Source organism: Actinoallomurus purpureus (genome assembly GCF_024055795.1).
GTDB classification, from domain to species: Bacteria; Actinomycetota; Actinomycetes; order Streptosporangiales; family Streptosporangiaceae; genus Actinoallomurus; species Actinoallomurus purpureus.
The window spans coordinates 1-15,075 of sequence record NZ_JAMXMY010000008.1 but is presented as its reverse complement, the minus strand read 5'-3'; the positions used below and the strand labels follow the sequence as shown (position 1 = coordinate 15,075).

The 15,075-nt window shown below is 69.8% G+C and carries 22 protein-coding genes; 12 read left to right on the top strand and 10 right to left on the bottom strand.

Going from position 1 to position 15,075, the window contains the following annotated elements:
- Positions 1 to 41: 41 nt before the first annotated feature.
- On the bottom strand, positions 42 to 893 hold the full coding sequence (locus NE236_RS16380; RefSeq protein ID WP_252842845.1) for a peptidoglycan recognition protein family protein: 852 nt from the start codon (positions 891 to 893) through the stop codon (positions 42 to 44).
- A gap of 216 nt (positions 894 to 1,109) precedes the next feature.
- Here NE236_RS16380 and dapE point away from each other — a divergent pair, with 216 nt between their 5' ends.
- Positions 1,110 to 2,165, top strand: coding sequence for a succinyl-diaminopimelate desuccinylase (dapE, locus tag NE236_RS16375; RefSeq protein WP_252842844.1), 1,056 nt, complete (start codon positions 1,110 to 1,112; stop codon positions 2,163 to 2,165).
- Between the two features lie 52 nt (positions 2,166 to 2,217).
- Positions 2,218 to 2,613 (top strand): MerR family transcriptional regulator, encoded by a 396-nt coding sequence (locus NE236_RS16370; protein ID WP_252842843.1) that lies wholly within the window; start codon positions 2,218 to 2,220, stop codon positions 2,611 to 2,613.
- Between the two features lie 64 nt (positions 2,614 to 2,677).
- Here NE236_RS16370 and NE236_RS16365 read toward each other — a convergent pair whose 3' ends face one another.
- Positions 2,678 to 4,834, bottom strand: coding sequence for a bifunctional polysaccharide deacetylase/glycosyltransferase family 2 protein (locus tag NE236_RS16365; RefSeq protein WP_252842842.1), 2,157 nt, complete (start codon positions 4,832 to 4,834; stop codon positions 2,678 to 2,680).
- Positions 4,834 to 5,307, bottom strand: a complete 474-nt coding sequence (locus tag NE236_RS16360) for a hypothetical protein (RefSeq protein WP_252842841.1) — start codon at positions 5,305 to 5,307, stop codon at positions 4,834 to 4,836. The genes NE236_RS16365 and NE236_RS16360 overlap by 1 nt, the downstream gene beginning before the upstream one ends.
- A 115-nt stretch (positions 5,308 to 5,422) precedes the next feature.
- On the opposite strand from NE236_RS16360, the gene NE236_RS16355 reads away from it, so the two are divergent.
- Both NE236_RS16355 and NE236_RS16350 read left to right on the top strand, forming a co-directional pair.
- The gene (locus NE236_RS16355) at positions 5,423 to 6,229 is read left to right on the top strand and encodes an LOG family protein (RefSeq protein ID WP_252842840.1); all 807 of its coding nucleotides are present in this window, start codon (positions 5,423 to 5,425) and stop codon (positions 6,227 to 6,229) included.
- Positions 6,229 to 6,813: an LOG family protein gene (locus tag NE236_RS16350; RefSeq protein WP_252842839.1), complete on the top strand. Its 585-nt coding sequence runs from the start codon at positions 6,229 to 6,231 to the stop codon at positions 6,811 to 6,813. Before NE236_RS16355 ends, NE236_RS16350 begins: the two co-directional genes overlap by 1 nt.
- A gap of 68 nt (positions 6,814 to 6,881) precedes the next feature.
- Here the strand turns inward: NE236_RS16350 and NE236_RS16345 are convergent, their stop codons facing one another.
- Positions 6,882 to 7,406: a hypothetical protein gene (locus NE236_RS16345; RefSeq protein WP_252842838.1), complete on the bottom strand. Its 525-nt coding sequence runs from the start codon at positions 7,404 to 7,406 to the stop codon at positions 6,882 to 6,884.
- An 87-nt stretch (positions 7,407 to 7,493) separates the two neighbouring features.
- Between NE236_RS16345 and NE236_RS16340 the strand changes: the two genes are divergently transcribed.
- The 4 genes from NE236_RS16340 to NE236_RS16325 all read left to right on the top strand — a co-directional run bounded on the left by NE236_RS16340 (position 7,494) and on the right by NE236_RS16325 (position 9,585).
- On the top strand, positions 7,494 to 8,117 hold the full coding sequence (locus tag NE236_RS16340) for a hypothetical protein (RefSeq protein WP_252842837.1): 624 nt from the start codon (positions 7,494 to 7,496) through the stop codon (positions 8,115 to 8,117).
- Complete coding sequence (locus tag NE236_RS16335; protein WP_252842836.1) at positions 8,114 to 8,542, top strand: SRPBCC family protein; 429 nt, start codon at positions 8,114 to 8,116, stop codon at positions 8,540 to 8,542. The genes NE236_RS16340 and NE236_RS16335 overlap by 4 nt, the downstream gene beginning before the upstream one ends.
- Entirely contained in the window at positions 8,539 to 9,108 is a 570-nt protein-coding gene (locus NE236_RS16330; protein WP_252842835.1) for a DNA-3-methyladenine glycosylase I, read from the top strand. The genes NE236_RS16335 and NE236_RS16330 overlap by 4 nt, the downstream gene beginning before the upstream one ends.
- Before the next feature lie 303 nt (positions 9,109 to 9,411).
- Entirely contained in the window at positions 9,412 to 9,585 is a 174-nt protein-coding gene (locus tag NE236_RS16325; RefSeq protein WP_252842834.1) for a hypothetical protein, read from the top strand.
- A 204-nt stretch (positions 9,586 to 9,789) separates the two neighbouring features.
- On the opposite strand, the gene NE236_RS16320 is transcribed toward NE236_RS16325, so the two are convergent.
- A complete protein-coding gene (locus NE236_RS16320; RefSeq protein ID WP_252842833.1) occupies positions 9,790 to 9,957 on the bottom strand; it encodes a hypothetical protein in 168 nt (55 codons plus the stop codon).
- Between the two features lie 210 nt (positions 9,958 to 10,167).
- Positions 10,168 to 11,019: an SDR family NAD(P)-dependent oxidoreductase gene (locus NE236_RS16315; RefSeq protein ID WP_252842832.1), complete on the bottom strand. Its 852-nt coding sequence runs from the start codon at positions 11,017 to 11,019 to the stop codon at positions 10,168 to 10,170.
- 76 nt (positions 11,020 to 11,095) lie between these two features.
- On the opposite strand from NE236_RS16315, the gene NE236_RS16310 reads away from it, so the two are divergent.
- Entirely contained in the window at positions 11,096 to 11,512 is a 417-nt protein-coding gene (locus NE236_RS16310; RefSeq protein ID WP_252842831.1) for a winged helix-turn-helix transcriptional regulator, read from the top strand.
- A 384-nt stretch (positions 11,513 to 11,896) separates the two neighbouring features.
- The gene (locus NE236_RS16305; RefSeq protein WP_252842830.1) at positions 11,897 to 12,298 is read left to right on the top strand and encodes a hypothetical protein; all 402 of its coding nucleotides are present in this window, start codon (positions 11,897 to 11,899) and stop codon (positions 12,296 to 12,298) included.
- A gap of 44 nt (positions 12,299 to 12,342) precedes the next feature.
- Here the strand turns inward: NE236_RS16305 and NE236_RS45065 are convergent, their stop codons facing one another.
- The 3 genes from NE236_RS45065 to NE236_RS16300 are packed head-to-tail and all read right to left on the bottom strand — an operon-like array spanning position 12,343 to position 13,390.
- Entirely contained in the window at positions 12,343 to 12,450 is a 108-nt protein-coding gene (locus NE236_RS45065; protein WP_372494358.1) for a DUF397 domain-containing protein, read from the bottom strand.
- Entirely contained in the window at positions 12,447 to 12,560 is a 114-nt protein-coding gene (locus NE236_RS45060) for a DUF397 domain-containing protein (protein WP_372494357.1), read from the bottom strand. Before NE236_RS45060 ends, NE236_RS45065 begins: the two co-directional genes overlap by 4 nt.
- Positions 12,557 to 13,390 carry a helix-turn-helix domain-containing protein gene (locus NE236_RS16300; RefSeq protein WP_252842829.1) on the bottom strand — a complete coding sequence of 278 codons (834 nt, stop codon included), beginning with the start codon at positions 13,388 to 13,390 and terminating at the stop codon, positions 12,557 to 12,559. Before NE236_RS16300 ends, NE236_RS45060 begins: the two co-directional genes overlap by 4 nt.
- 125 nt (positions 13,391 to 13,515) lie before the next feature.
- Between NE236_RS16300 and NE236_RS16295 the strand changes: the two genes are divergently transcribed.
- Positions 13,516 to 13,923 carry an ATP-binding protein gene (locus NE236_RS16295; RefSeq protein ID WP_252842828.1) on the top strand — a complete coding sequence of 136 codons (408 nt, stop codon included), beginning with the start codon at positions 13,516 to 13,518 and terminating at the stop codon, positions 13,921 to 13,923.
- 16 nt (positions 13,924 to 13,939) lie between these two features.
- A complete protein-coding gene (locus NE236_RS16290) occupies positions 13,940 to 14,116 on the top strand; it encodes a hypothetical protein (RefSeq protein WP_252842827.1) in 177 nt (58 codons plus the stop codon).
- Positions 14,117 to 14,228: 112 nt separating this feature from the next.
- On the opposite strand, the gene NE236_RS16285 is transcribed toward NE236_RS16290, so the two are convergent.
- Positions 14,229 to 14,816 carry a hypothetical protein gene (locus tag NE236_RS16285; protein WP_252842826.1) on the bottom strand — a complete coding sequence of 196 codons (588 nt, stop codon included), beginning with the start codon at positions 14,814 to 14,816 and terminating at the stop codon, positions 14,229 to 14,231.
- Between the last annotated feature and the right edge of the window lie 259 nt (positions 14,817 to 15,075).

Below are 15,075 nucleotides of genomic sequence, written 5' to 3'. Positions count from 1 at the left end.
CATGCCACGTGCGGGTCGGCCGGGAGACGGCGGGGTGGCCGTCAGGGCCGTGGGTCGGCGGCGCCGACGGCGGGGCCGTGGTCGCCGAGGGTTCTGGGGCCGGGCAGGCCGGACCGCCTGACGGCCGCGGTGCGCGCGGCCGGCGCGGCCGCGCCGAGCTGGGCGGCGACCTCGGACCGGAGCCGGGGCAGCTGGGCGTAGAGCGCGTCGCCGGGGCACTGGGTCGTGCTGTTGTAGTCGCGGTGGCCGACGATCGCGGTGGACGCGGAGAGCCCGTACAGGTCGCAGAGCCAGGCGAGGGTCTGGACGAGGGAGTCCCAGAGGGCGGCGGGCGGAAGCTCGGTGGTGTAGGTGCCCTCGTTCTCGACGCCGAGGGTGTGGCCGTTCTCGTTGGCGCACTGGGCGCCGAAGACGTTCTTGCGCTGCCCGATGGCCTCGAGCGTGCGGTTGCGGCCCTCCATGACGAAGCCGCCGCGGCTGATGGTCAGCTGCTGTCCCGTGTCGCTCCAGCCGTTGTCGTCCATATGCAGGTCCTGGCAGTCACGGGACAGCTGGAATGCGTGGGCGAGGGAGTAGTCGGTGGAGTTGGGGAAGGCCATGTGGTGCACGATCAGGTGGTCGGGCGCCTTGATGATCGTGGCCGGTGACGTCGGGGGCCGGGCGTCCCACTCGGCACGCGTGTAGACGCGGGGCGCGGTGACGGCGCGCGCGGGGCGGGGGCGGGCGAGGTCGGCGGCGCCGATGAGGGCGGCGCCGCCCGCGATGGCGGCCGCCCGCGTGATCAGGTCGCGGCGGCCGAGGGCCGGGGAGGCCGGCGTCCGGGGGGTGAGGTGAAGGGGACTCTCGGGCGGGGTGTCCTTCTGTCTGCTGGGGCGGGCGGGGGTGTCGTGCATGGCGGGGAGCTCCTTCCGGCGGGGGGTGAAGGGTGATCCGCTCCCTGATACGTAAATATCCAACGGGCTCGGTGTCGAATAGGTGGAAAATTCCCCTAATATCGGCGGCTTCGTTGGCAGGTCGCCACATCCGCGCAGCTCACGTGGGTACGGCCGAGGCACCGGGGACAGGGCGGCGGGCCGGATCCGGCGGCCGCTGGCGTAGGCTCATCCGCCATGCGGCTTGATCTCACCCAGGACGTCGCCTCCCTCACCGCGGCGATCGTCGACATCGAATCGGTGAGCGGCAACGAGAAGGCGCTCGCCGACGCGGTCGAGGAGGCGCTGCGCGCCCTGCCCCACCTCGCCGTCGAGAGGGACGGCGACACGGTCATCGCCCGCACCTCGCAGGGCCGGAGCGAGCGGGTGGTGATCGCCGGGCACCTCGACACCGTCCCGATCAACCACAACCTCCCCTCGCGTGTGGAGGGGGACCGCCTGTACGGCTGCGGCACCGGCGACATGAAGGCCGGCGTGGCCGTGCAGCTCAAGCTGGCCACCATCCCGGAGACCACGCGGGACGTCACGTACTTCTTCTACGAGTGCGAAGAGGTCGAGGAGGCCCGGAACGGCCTCAAGCGCATCGGCGGGACCCGCCCCGAGCTGCTGCGGGCCGACTTCGCGGTCCTGATGGAGCCGTCCGGCGGCATCGTCGAGGGCGGCTGCCAGGGCACCATCCGGGTCGAGGTGAAGGTCCCCGGTGAGCGGGCCCACAGCGCGCGGTCGTGGATGGGGTCGAACGCCATCCACCACGCCGGCGCGGTGCTCGACGTCCTGCGCGCGTACGAGCCGAGGCGTCCCGTCGTGGACGGCCTGGAGTTCCACGAGGGGCTCAACGCGGTGTTCATCCGGGGCGGCGTCGCGGGCAACGTCATCCCCGACGAGTGCGTCGTCACGATCAACTACCGCTTCGCGCCCGACAAGTCCCTGACCGACGCGGAGAAGCACCTGCGCGAGCTGTTCGACGGGTACGAGGTCACCGTGGTCGACGGCGCTCCCGGCGCGCGTCCGGGCCTGACGCATCCGGTCGCGGCGGCGTTCGCCGAGGCCACCGGCGGCGAGGCGCGCGCCAAGCTCGGCTGGACCGACGTGGCGAGGTTCTCCGAGCTGGGCATCCCGGCCGTCAACTACGGTCCCGGCGAGCCGAGCCTGTCGCATACGCGTGGCGAGTACGTGGAGATACCGCGTATCTTCGCGAGCGAGGAGCGAATGCGGGCCTGGCTCACGACGTGAGCGGCGCCCGGCCCTGTGACTCGGAGCGGCATCGACGCGGGAGGGTGGCCTCATGGCCCAGGTTCTTGCTGACGGACTGACGATCGCGGAGGCGGCCGAGCGCACCGGCGTCTCCGCGCACACCCTGCGCTACTACGAGCGCATCGGCGCGTTCCGCGAGCCTCCGGAGCGCGACTCCAGCGGGCACCGCCGCTACACCGAGCGCGACCTGTCCTGGATCACCCTGCTCACCCGGCTGCGCGCGACCGGGATGCCCATCGCGACCGTCCTGCGCTACGCCGAGCTGGCCCGCGAGGGCAACGGAACGGCCGCCGACCGCAAGGCGCTGCTCGTCGCGCACCGTGCCCAGGTCGCGGCGCGCATCGACGAGCTGCAGGAGGACCTCGAGATCATCGACCACAAGATCAACGTTTACGAGGAGATCGAGCGCACCCGCTTCGGGCGGTGACCGCGTATGCCGTCGAGAGACGTCCGGCGCCCCTGTACGGGTGCCGGACGGCCTCGCACGGGCCTCAGACGCCGACCCGGGACGGCAGGGGGTCTCCCTCCGAGAACGTGCCGGTCCGGCGGATGACGTGCCAGCGCAGCCGGGCGCCCAGCACCGCGGTGACCAGCGACTGGATGACCACCAGATACATCAGCTGCCGATAGACGATCTGCTGGAGCGGCATCACCCACAGGGTGGTGAGGCGCTCGCCGTCGAGCCGCAGCGCGTACATCGCGGCCGCCGCCTGCGCCACCGTGAACGCCACCCAGGACACCGCGACGGTCACCGGGTTGAGGACGAACACGCCGTACACGGCGAAGACGTCGACCACGGGGGCGAGGCACGGCAGCGCGACCTGAAAGATCGCCAGGTACGGCAGGCAACGGCGGCCGAACCGGCCGGACCGGCCGCGCTCGACCAGCGCCCGCTTGTGCTTCCACATCGACTGCAGGGTGCCGTAGCACCACCGGTACCGCTGCCGCCACAGCTGCCGCAGCGACGACGGCGCCTCCGTCCACGCGAGGGCGGTCTCCTCGTACACGACCCGCCAGCCCGCCCGGCAGATCGCCATGGTCAGGTCGGTGTCCTCGGCGAGGGTCTCGGTGCTGAGCCCGCCGACCGACGCGAGGGCCGTCCGCCGGAAGGCGCCGATCGCGCCGGGCACGGTGGGCATGCACTCCAGCACGTCGAACATCCGCCGGTCGAGGTTGAACCCGATGACGTACTCCAGGTGCTGCCAGCGGCCGATGAGGCCCTTGCGGTTGGCCACCTTGGTGTTGCCGCTGACCGCTCCGACGCGCGGGTCGACCAGCGGCCGTACGAGGTTGTTGATCGTGTCGCGCTGGAAGACGGTGTCGCCGTCGACGAGGACGAGCACGTCGTGGCTCGCCTGCGCGATGCCCGTGTTCAGGGCGGCCGGCTTGCCGCCGTTGGGCCGGCAGATGAGCCGGACGTTCCGGAACTCCCGCTGCAGCCGTTCGCCGATGACGGGGGTGTCGTCGGTGGACCCGTCGTCGACGATCAGAATTTCGATCTGCGACGGGTAGTCGGTGTTCACGAGGGAGCGCGCCGTCGCCGCCAGGCCGACCTCCTCGTTGTACGCCGGGACGATCACCGACACGGGTGGCGGGGCGCCCCCGACGGTGAGCCAGGGCGAGGGCCCGCTGCGAGGTCGGCGACGGACCCGCCGGACGTGGACGTGCGCGAACAGCGGGAGGGCCAGCAGCCGCAGTGTGGTCAGCGCGCCCGCGATCCCGAAGAGGATCGTGAACCAGCCGGTCAGCCGGTCGGACCAGCGCTGCCCGGCGGTCAGGGCCGTTCCGGTCACCTTGTCGAAGGTCGAGGCGGGCACGTCGGCGGACGGCAGCCGCATCGCCTGGCTCAGCGTCGTGAACCGGTACCCCTTGGCCGACAGCCGGGTCAGCAGCGCGTCGAGGGCCTGGACGGTCTGGGCCCGGTCGCCTCCGGAGTCGTGCATCATCACGACGGCGCCGGCGCCCTTCTTGGGCGTCGCGGCCTCGATGATCTTCTGCACGCCCGGACGCCGCCAGTCCTCGGTGTCCTGGTCGGTGAGCGCGACGACGTAGCCCTCCCGCCCGGCCTCCTGGGCCGCCCGGTACTCGGGCGCGGAAAGGCCTTCCGGCACGGAGGAGTACGGCATCCGGAGGAGCCGGGTGTGGATGCCGGCCGCGCCCGCGAGCGCCCGCTGTGTCAGGGCGAGCTCGAAGCGGATGCGCCAGGGCGAGGCACTCGCCATGTCGATGTGGGTGTAGGTGTGCGAGCCGATCTCGTTGCCCTCGTGGATCGCCCGGTCGACGAGGCCGGGGTTGTCGGCGACGCGCGCCCCGATGACGAAGAACGTCGCGTGGGCGCCGTGGTGTCGCAGCACGTCGAGGACCTGCGGGGTCCAACGGGGGTCGGGCCCGTCGTCGAAGGTGAGCGCGATGGTGCGGCGGGGCGTCCGGATGCTCTCCGGCCTGCCGCCCGACAGGTTCACGGCGGGACCGCCGTTCGCCACCGCGGCCGGCGCCGAGCCGCTCTTGCTGTACTCGTGCTGCGTCGACTCCCCGACCACGCCGTGCGCGTACCCGCTCAGCAGCAGCCCTGAGGCGAGGGTGACGGCGCCGAGGAGGAGCAGGATCCAGTGGCCGCGCGGATCACGGCGGCGGTCCCGGCGCGCCATCAGGTCGTCCCCGGGTGGGGCTTCTTGGTCCGGCCGTAACCGTGCCCCTTGCCGGGGGCGGTGGTGGCGGTCGTCGGCACCACCGGCGGTGTGGGGGAGCCCGGAGTGGCGGGCGCCGTGGTGCCCGGCGCGGCCGAGCGGGTGCCGCCCGTGGGCGCGTGGGACGTGGCGGTCGTCGGCGCGGGGCCGCTCGGCGGCACGCCGGCGGCGGAGCTCCGGCCCGGGAGCGGGTTGCGCGCCCCGCTGCGCGGCATGAGCCCGTCCTCGGCGGGGCCGGACTTCGAGTGCTTCGTCTGGGGCCACGGGGTGAGCGGCACCCGCGCCCCGGTGGCCAGCCCGACCGTGATGAGCGCGAGATAAGCGGCGACGAGGCACCCGAGCGCGATCCCCGCACGGCGCATGATCTTTGCCCGGCGGCCCGTCGGGTCGACGAAAACGGGGTCCGGCTCCAGCTCCTCAGTCGCTTGGTTCACGGCGGAAGTCTAGAACCCAACAAAACGACGAACGCCACAAATGAGTTCGTTGTCCTCTAATCGATGCGGTGTCGGATTGCTCAAACCGCTTGCGGCGCTGGTTAACGTAAGGGCCATGCGACCTGACGAGACGCCGCGCAGGAGGCGACAGGGCCCCGTGACCCTCCGCGGCAAGGCGATCCCCGCCACGACCACCGACCAGCGACTGCTCGACTCCCGCGGCCGCTCCGACTGGGTGCACGCCGACCCCTGGCGGGTGCTGCGCATCCAGGCGGAGTTCGTGGAGGGGTTCGGCCTGCTGGCGGAGCTGCCGCGCGCGGTGAGCATCTTCGGCTCCGCCCGTACGAAACCGGGTTCGGAGGAGTACGAACTGGCGGAGCGGATCGGCGCGCTGCTCGTCGAGGCCGGCTACGCCGTGATCACCGGCGGCGGGCCGGGCATCATGGAGGCCGGCAACAAGGGAGCGGACGAGGCCGGCGGGGTCTCAGTGGGCCTCGGCATCGAGCTGCCGTTCGAGCAGAAGCTGAACGACTACATCGACATCGGCCTGGAGTTCCGCTACTTCTTCGTCCGCAAGACGATGTTCGTCAAGTATTCCCAGGCATTCGTCGTCCTCCCCGGCGGGTTCGGGACGCTGGACGAGCTGTTCGAGGCGATCACCCTCGTGCAGACCAAGAAGATCACGCGGTTCCCGATCGTGCTCGTCGGCACGGAGTTCTGGGGCGGCCTGCTCCATTGGATCAAGGATCAGATGCTGCCCACCGGGAAGATCTCCCCCGAGGACGTGGATCTGATCCACCTCACCGACGACCCGGCCGAGGTCGTCAACTGCATCAAGCGCGGCCACGAGACGCAGGAACGCGAGATGGAGGAGCGCGCGGCCCGCGACGCCGACGAGCGCCTCGGAGGGAACGGAAGCTGATGCGGATCTGCGTCTTCTGCTCGTCCAGCGGCCGCATCGACGGCCGTTACGTCGATCTGGCCGCCGAGGCCGGCGCCGAGCTGGCCCGGCGGGGACACGCGCTCGTCAGCGGCGGCGCCACCGTGTCCTGCATGGGCGCCGTCGCCCGTGCCGCGCGCGAGGGCGGCGCGCGCACCGTCGGCGTCATCCCGAAGGCGCTCGTCGACGTCGAGATCGCCGACGGCGACTCCGCCGAGCTGGTCGTGACCGAGGACATGCGGTCCCGGAAGGGCGAGATGGACCGTCGTTCCGACGCGTTCCTCGTGCTCCCCGGCGGGCTCGGCACCCTGGAGGAGCTCTTCGAGATCTGGACCGCACGGGTCCTGGGCCTGCACGAGAAGCCGATCGCGATCCTCGACCCGCACGGCCTGTACGAGCCGCTGCGCGACCTGATGAACCACCTGCTGGACGAGGGGTTCGCCCGGCCCCGCATCTTCGACGCCGTCGGCTGGACCACGACCGTCGCGGAGGCGTTCGACCACCTGGAGCGCTCGCCGGTGCGCATGCAGCCGACGGCTGAGGACTACATCGAATCCGAGCCGTGATGGCCCATGATCATCCAGAGCTCCGGCACCGAGCGGTGACGGCACTCTCGGTGATCATCATCGGGCCGTCAGGCGAGGCCGCGGCGTGAGACGGCTGGCGGGCGGGTTCCGATGATCGACGCGACCATGTCGAGCACCTGCCGGGTCGCGTCGACGTCGGCCGTGCGGAACACCCGGGCGCCGGCCCAGGCGAACACCGACACCACGGCGGGCTCGGCCTCGTCCACCAGCACGGCGTGCCCGGCCCCCGCGAGGCGCTCGGCCTCGTACGGGTCCGTGACGTGGACCAGCACCCCGTCCGGTCGCACCCCCGCCGCGCGCTCCGGCGCGGAGCAGAGCAGCGCGGCGCCGGTCGCCGCCGCGACGCCGGCGAAGGCGTCCCCGGCCAGCAGATCGGCCCCCGCCCGTACGCAGGCGGCGGCCTGCTCCTCGGAGGAGGGCGCCACCGCGATCACCCACCGGTCCGCCCGCACCGCGCGGACCACCTCCGGGTCGGCGGCGACCACGGCGATGTCGGTACCGTCCGCCGGGCCCTCCGTCATGATCGCGAAATGCCCGGGGGAGATGATCCGGGTCCCGAGGCGCAGCTCCATAGCCCCGATCGTGGCATATGCGACGCGGGCGGCGTCCGGCCGAGCAGGTTGACGCACCGTACGGCAGGGTTGTGGCACCATCGGGATATGCTCGTCACTTTGACCGTGGCCCTCGCCGCGCTGGCCGTGCTGGCCGGGATCGTCGTCGTGGCCATCGGTGGCGGCGGGGAACTGTCCGCCGAGCACCCCGACCATCCACCGCTGGCGTTGCCGGGACGGCGCTCGGCCGGCGGCACCGACGCCGCGCTGCTGCGCCTGCCGATGGGGCTCTGGGGCTATCACAAGCAGATCACCGACGAGGCGCTGGAGCGCTTCGCGCACGAGCTGACCGAGCGCGACACGCGCATCGCCGTGCTCGAGCAGGAGCTCGCGGAGGCGCGGCACCGCATGTACGGGCCGCCGGACGGGACGTCCTGGCAGCCGTCCGTCCCGTCCGCGTCCCCGGCGCCCGATGCGCTGGACATCTTCGACCCGCCGGATTCGGCCCCGTCGCACGCGGGCGACCTGCCGCCCCTGCCCCACCGCGTCGACGAGCCGCCCCGGGAGCGGGCCATCGAACCGCCGCAGACCATCGTCGACAAGGTCGTCTTCGACCCGCGGACCGTCGCCGAGCGCGATGCCGAGGACGAACCGGCGCCCGGCCACGAGGACGTGGGCGAGCCCCACGGACCGGACGAGCCCGCTCCGCGACGGGAGCGGGACGAGCGATGAGCAGGGTCGCGGTCCACGCGTCGGCCGACGTCGGGGCTCCGGCACAGCGCGTGTGGGAGGTTCTCGTCGACTGGCCCCGGCATTCGGAATGGGTGCCGCTGACCCGCGCGGAGGGCGGCGCGGGCGACGGCGCGAGCCTGGAGGCGTGGACCGGCGTCGGTCCCGTCGGTTTCCTCGACACCATGGTGATCAGCGAGTGGCGGCCGCCGCACCGCGTGCGCGTGCGTCACACCGGGTCCCTGGTGCGGGGCGAGGGCCGGTTCGACCTGCTCGACCTCCCCGAGGACCGGTGCCGGGTGACCTGGGCGGAGCTGATCGACCTGCCGTTCGGCCCGGTCGGCCGGGCGGGCTGGTTCGCGGTCGGCCCGCTGGCCCATCTGATGCTGCGGACGTCACTACGCCGTCTCGCTAAGATGTTCGAATGACTGTGATCGGCTCGGACGGGTTGGCGCGATGCCCGTGGGGCGTCTCCACGCCCGACTACATCGCCTACCACGACGACGAGTGGGGCCGCCCGGTGCGTGACGACCGGGGGCTGTACGAACGGCTGTGCCTGGAGGCCTTCCAGTCCGGCCTGTCATGGCTGACGATCCTGCGCAAGCGCGAGGGGTTCCGGCGGGCGTTCGACGACTTCGACCCGGAGAAGGTCGCGGCGTACGGCCCGGCCGACGTCGAGCGGCTGCTGGCCGACGCCTCGATCGTCCGCAACCGCCGGAAGATCGACGCGACGATCGCGAACGCCCGGGCGGCGCTCGACCTGCCCGACGGCCTCGCCACGCTGGCCTGGGCGCACGCCGATCCGGACGCCCCGGCCCCCAAGACGCTCACCGACGTGCCCGCCACCACCCCCGGCTCCACGGCGCTGGCCAAGAAGCTCAAGAAGCACGGGTTCCGGCACGTCGGCCCGACCACCGTCTACGCCCTCATGCAGGCCTGCGGGCTGGTCGACGACCACCTGGTGGACTGCCACCGCCGCGGCGTCTACCGCTGACGCGCCTACCGCCTCGGTCGTCATGCCGACCATTGCCCCGGCGCGGACCCCACTGGCGCGAGCCCGCCTTCCCGACCACCACCCGCGCCGCCGACGAGTAGGCGCCATACTTCGGGCAGGGTGAGCGGGACCAATTCCCCTGATTGAAACGGGGAGGGCCCAGGGCCCCTTTTTCGCCTTCGATAGTTGGCGGTTCGAACTTGACCATCTTCCGTTCTGTGGACAGTTCTTCGTAGCGCCCCTAGAGAGGGTCGCTGCTCCGCTACTTAGCGGAGGCCGTCAACAATCGGAGAGGGGCTTTCCATGCCCGACAACACCAACACGACGCCGGCCAACGGCGACGACGGCCAGCAGAGCAACCAGGGCCAGCAGGGCGGCAACCAGGACAGCGTCGACCAGGATTTCCAGGATTTCCAGGAGCTCACCGGCGGCATGAGCCTGGGCTACCCCCGCAGCTCGATAGGCAACCGCAACTAGCCAGTAACAGCACGAGCGTGATGGCAGTCGATCGAGTACCGCAACTGTCCGATCGCTGCGAGTGAGTTACGGGTTGGCCGCGAAAGGCGGTGGCCGGGCGACATGCCCGGCCACCGTTTGCTTTTGCCCCGCCCTCGACGGCTGTAGCCGGACGCCGTCAGGCGTCCGTGATCACCGCAGTTCGGGCCGGGGTTCCTTGCAGGATCAGCCGCCGGACCGCCGGGACTTCTTCCCTCTGCGGGTCAGCTTCTCCTTCGCCTCCGTCGCCTTGTGCGCCCCACCATCCATGCACTGCTGCTGTTCGGCCGCGCGGATCGCCGAGTTCAGTTTCATGGCGTCGCTCAGCTGCGCGAGGCGCTCCTTGAAGCCCATGTGATCTTCTCCTTATTTGGGTCCCGTACGAGCTGTGGGACGTCTTATAGAGAGAACTGTCTGGGGAGAAGTGACTTTGGCGCGGTCGGTCCGTACCGACGGCCGTCGGTCGGCGCGGCGTACACAATGCTTGGTGAAGGTGGTCGGTGACGGCGAATCATCGTGGAATGTCCCTGCCCATGACTCGCTTCACCGAGTGTTTCGTACGGCCTACCGATGGGGGAGCGAACGCAGCAGGTCCTCGGTGAGTACGGCGAGGCGTTCGGCGCCGTTCTTGCCGAGGGTGGGCAGGGACGGGTCGACCGGGGTGCCGCGGTCGACCGCGGTGAGCGGGGCGGACGGTGGTTCGTCGATCCATCCGACGATGGGGCGGATCGAAGCCTCCACCGGCCGGGCTTTGAACCGTGCCAGCAGCCTGATCGCGCCGCGTACCAGCGGATTCAGCGGTGACAGGTCTCCGCTGCGCGTGAAGCCGGGGTGGTAGAGGACGTACCGGGCCTTGCCCGCCGCGTGTTCGGCGAAGGAGACGCCGAGCAGGTCGTTGGCCCGGCCCGCCTGGAGTTGCGCCCGAATCCCGCTGTACTTGTGCCGCAGTTGCAGGTCGTCCCAGTGCATTGAACCGGCCGTGTTGCCGACCCCGGCGACGTTCACGATCACCGGTGCGGGTGCGGCGTCCATCACCGGGCGCAGCAGGTCGCCGAGCAGGTACCGGCTCAGGTAGTACAGCGCGAAGGTCGACTCCAGCCCGTCGGCGGTCTCCCGCCGCTTCGGGCTCTGCCGGTTCGCGCACAGGACGAGCGCGTCCACCACCGGGTGCCGATCCGCGATCTCCCGGGCGACCCTGCGGATCTCACCGACGGCGCTGAGGTCCGCACGCAGGAACCGGAACCGCCCGCCGGCGCCCGTACGAGCCGCCTCTTTGGCCAGCGCCCGGCCCTTCGCCTCACTGCTGCCGATGACGATCACGGTGTCGCCCCTGCTGACGCGCGCCAGCGCCGTCGCGCGGCCCATGCCGTCGGTCCCACCACTGATCACCACTGTCTTCGCCGTATCACTGGACATGCTCTCGCTCCTCGATCGCCGGTCGTCCGGCGACAATCATCAGCAACCGCTCGTACGGCCGAAAGAAGGCAGTTCGATGTCTGATACGCACACCGATGTGCCCTCGGTGCTCACCGCGCCGCTTCCGATCCCGGTACCGCTGGAGGAGCATCGGGCCTGCCCGGTCACGGACGTCCTGCGCCGCGCCGGCGACCGGTGGAGCGTGCTGATCATGATCCTGCTGGGCAAGCGCTCGTACCGGTTCAACGAACTGCACCGGTCGATCGAGGGGATCAGCCAGCGGATGCTGACCCGCACCCTGCGCGGCCTCGAACGCGACGGCCTGGTGAGCCGGACCGTCCATCCGAGCGTCCCGCCGACGGTCGAGTACGACCTGACCTCCCTCGGCCGTACGTTCCTCGGCCCGCTGTCCACCCTCGCGGACTGGGCGGTCCTGCACGACCCGGACATCGCCGCCGCCCGAGAACGCCACGACGCCCATTCGCCGCACTGAGCGGGGCATCCGGCCGAGGAGACCGGGCCGCGCAAGATCGTCGCGGACCGGGCGGTGGCTACGCTGTCGCGGTGGGCCGCTCCCTGGCGCCACCATCGGTATCGCGACGTGCGAAACACTCGGCCAAGGTCACCTGGCCCGTGTGACAGATCCGGCCATACCGCGCCGAATCCCATCCAGCGAGGCGTGGCCACCGAGCCTTCGGTACGCCTCTCGGGCGACCTGACCGGTAGCGCCCCCGCGCCCGCCAGCGTGGCGGGCGTCAGCGGTCCACGTGCTCGGTCTTTGCCGCCGGTGTTGACGGGACGATCTCGGCGATTCGGTCGTTGTGGCGTCACTACCGGCGGCAAGGTGTCCACCACGGCGGCAAAGTGAGGAACCGCGATGGTCTTCGTCTCGTCGAATGGCGGGATCGAAGAAGGGGCGGCTCCGGTGACGTGGCGGCGTAGGCGGATCAGCGGCAGGGAAGCGCTCATCGTCGGGGGTGTCGCCTGGGGGCTCTACCTGGCCGCGCTTCTGGCCAGTGGCCTCTTCCACAACGGGCCATCGAGTCAGGACCGGGCCTGCCAGTCATACCGGGAGGACGAGAGGCTCCTGGCGATCTCCGTGTACCCGAGCCCCAGTTCGCTGGCGGACGGCATGGACGTCGGCACGCGCGCAGCATTGGGGGCCACCGAGCTCCAGCGTCAGCAGGAGCACGACACCCTGGTCACGAGTCACCCGGAGTGCTTCAGCGCACAGCAGGTCCAAGCCGCCTCAGCCAGGCGCCAAACCACCACTCCCTGACGAGAAAGACCCGTAGCCGATGCCCGGGCCTCTCCCGCGAGCCGTCACTCCCAGGCGTGGGACTCCATGTCACCGCGGACCATGAACACCAACTCGACGCAGTTGCCACCTGAGCTGCCGCTACGGCTGCTCCTACGCCAGTCGCTAGTCATCTCGGGGCTTCGCTTGCGGATCGGACAATGGCGATTTCAACGCAATTGTCGCCGGAGTGCCCGCTGTAGCTGCTTCTTTGCCAGGCAGAACGGGTTTGGGGGGTGATCACAGTGCCTCCCGGATCAGTTGGACACTCGCATCCGCGCTGAGGGCTCGCGCTCGGATCAACTCGAAGCGTGTGCCAGTTCGAGCTACGTCCTTCTGCTGTTCGATCATGTGTCCTCCGCCTGAGGCCCCGGCGTAGGCGATGTCAGCGCCTTCGTCGAAGCTCAGGATCGAGAAACCGCCCTCAAGGCCAACGTACCCTCCGACGGATTCCGGTACGACCTGGATTGTTACGTTGTAGCGCTCTGCGGCCTCGATCAGGTGCGTGAGTTGCTTGCGCATCGTTTCGGGACCGCCGACTTGCCGCCTGATCACTCCGCGATCTAGAACGACCCAGAGGCGCGGTGGGGGAGGCTCTCGTCTGTCAAGGATCTTTTGCCGGTCCATGCGGGCCGCCACGGCTTGCTCAAGCTCCTCCGGTGCCCGTCCCTCTGCCATCACTGCGCGGGCGTACTCCTCGATTTGGAGCAGGCCGGGGATGACCAGAGGCTCGAACATCCGGATGTTCGTCGCGTTGGGCTCTCTGCGGGCGAAGGGGCGGAAGAAGTCGGGGAGCTCCTCGCGGACGATCAGGCCGTGGAGCCAGCCGAAGCGGTCGGTGGTGAAGAAGCGGTCGAGGTCCGTGGCGTGGTCGACGGTGGGGGAGCGGAACGCCGTCTCCAGGTTGCCGACGGTGGACTTGGCCCAGTGCAGGCGGTCGGCCAGCTCGGTCTGGGAGAGCTTCGCTCCCTCGCGGTGCTTGCGCACCTCGAAGCCGAAGTAGGCGGTGAGGCTCTGATTCGGCATCAGGACTTTGGGGGGTTTTGGCATTGTTCGCATCCATTCGGTGTCCACAAAGCGGTGGCCGCTTACGTGTGGAATTGAAGCTGATGCAGAGAGTAACAATGCGGTACGACGATTGGAGAGTCAACGGAGCATGCGGCCGGCGAGAGCCTGGTCGCGAGACGACAGGCGTCGCCATGGATCACCTTCCGATGTTCCAAGCGCTGTCCTTTACAGCTGCGGAGAGCACGGTCCCCGCCATTCGCCGATGGGTCTCGATCGTCGTCGGTGAGTTCGGCCGGCGCGACCGGTGTTCCAACGCCGAGCTGATCATTTCGGAACTCGCGACCAATGCCGTCAAGGCCGCGCCCGGGAAATTGATCAAAGTAATGATCGCGCGAGACGGCGAAGAGAGCGTCCTCTCCGTCTGGGACCCAGCCCCAGAGCTTCCGGAGGTCAGTCCCGATCCACTCGCAGACCTGGACGACGACGACTTCGACCACAACGGCGGCCGCGGTCTCCTCCTGGTGCGCAGCGCCGCGATCGCGTGGGGCTGCATACCGACCCCCGACCAGGGAGGCAAGTGGGTATGGGCGCGAATCTAAGAGCGGAGGGCGGCAAATGAGCTCCTCCGAAGAACGCCTGCAGCGTTCGCTGGCGGACTTTTATGCCACTCTCGACGCACTGCGGTTCACCGGCGTCTCTCAGGTGGCCGAGACCCAGCAGTTGAAGATCCTGATCGCCAAATATCCGGGCCTTGCGCGCCGATTCCTCGCCGACCAGCAGCCGAGCTCCTGATCCTCATGAAGCCCCATGGGCGCGGATGGGTGGTGGTGGAAACCGCAGGTCGGTCGGGTCGCCGTGCGACCCGACCGACCTTACAAACGCTCTAGGCTAGATCTCGCCAGGATCAATGGCAGAGGTTATCGTATTCGAAGGTTTTGTCGGGCGCCGGGCCGTATACGCTTCCCCAGACGTCCACGCAGGTCGGGGCGGAGTCCCACAGCGGTCCCGCGTAACTGTTGTAATTGCCGCTGTCGTGGTGTGCGGCCGTGCTGTTATGAGCCGAGATATTGATGCTGTGGCCCCATCCGTCGGAGCCTTTTGTGCCGCTACTCACCGTGAAGTATACGCACTTGGAATTGTTCGGCGAGTCGAAAAGCTTTACGGTGCCTGCGGGTGTGCCGTCCCCGGCAGTGATGTTCTTCGACCAGTACTGGGTGTAGCCCGATCCGCAGATCGAGTCCGCCATCGCGGCGGGCGCGACGGCCACGCCGACGCTGGCGATCGCACCGGTCGCGGCGACGGCCGCGGCCATGCTCCTGATTTTCATGAAGCCTCCTGAAGCCCGCAGCCGGATGAGGTATGCCCAGTGCACCCTTATCCGGTCTTGGCGAAAATAAAGATACTGATGTCCGATATCCGCGTCAACGATCAGTTTGGCGCCCGCACGTGGACGATGCACTTTCGCGGGAAGGAATGCCGCCATCCACTTCATGCGACGCCGTCGTAACCATGGCAAAACGCGCGGCGTTGGAACGAGGACGCCGCTCGGGCCGGCTGAGGTCATTTATCGGAGCGCGATGCCTCGTCGGCGGGCGGCTCGTTGTCCGGCACCATTCGTCTACGGCCGAATCGGCCGGCGGCGCCTGTCCACCGGCATCCCGATGTTTCTCCACGGACGCAGAACCGGGGCCGGGCTCGTGACCGGGCGGCGGCTTCGGAACTCCGAAAACGACAAGTCGGTTGGGTCGCGA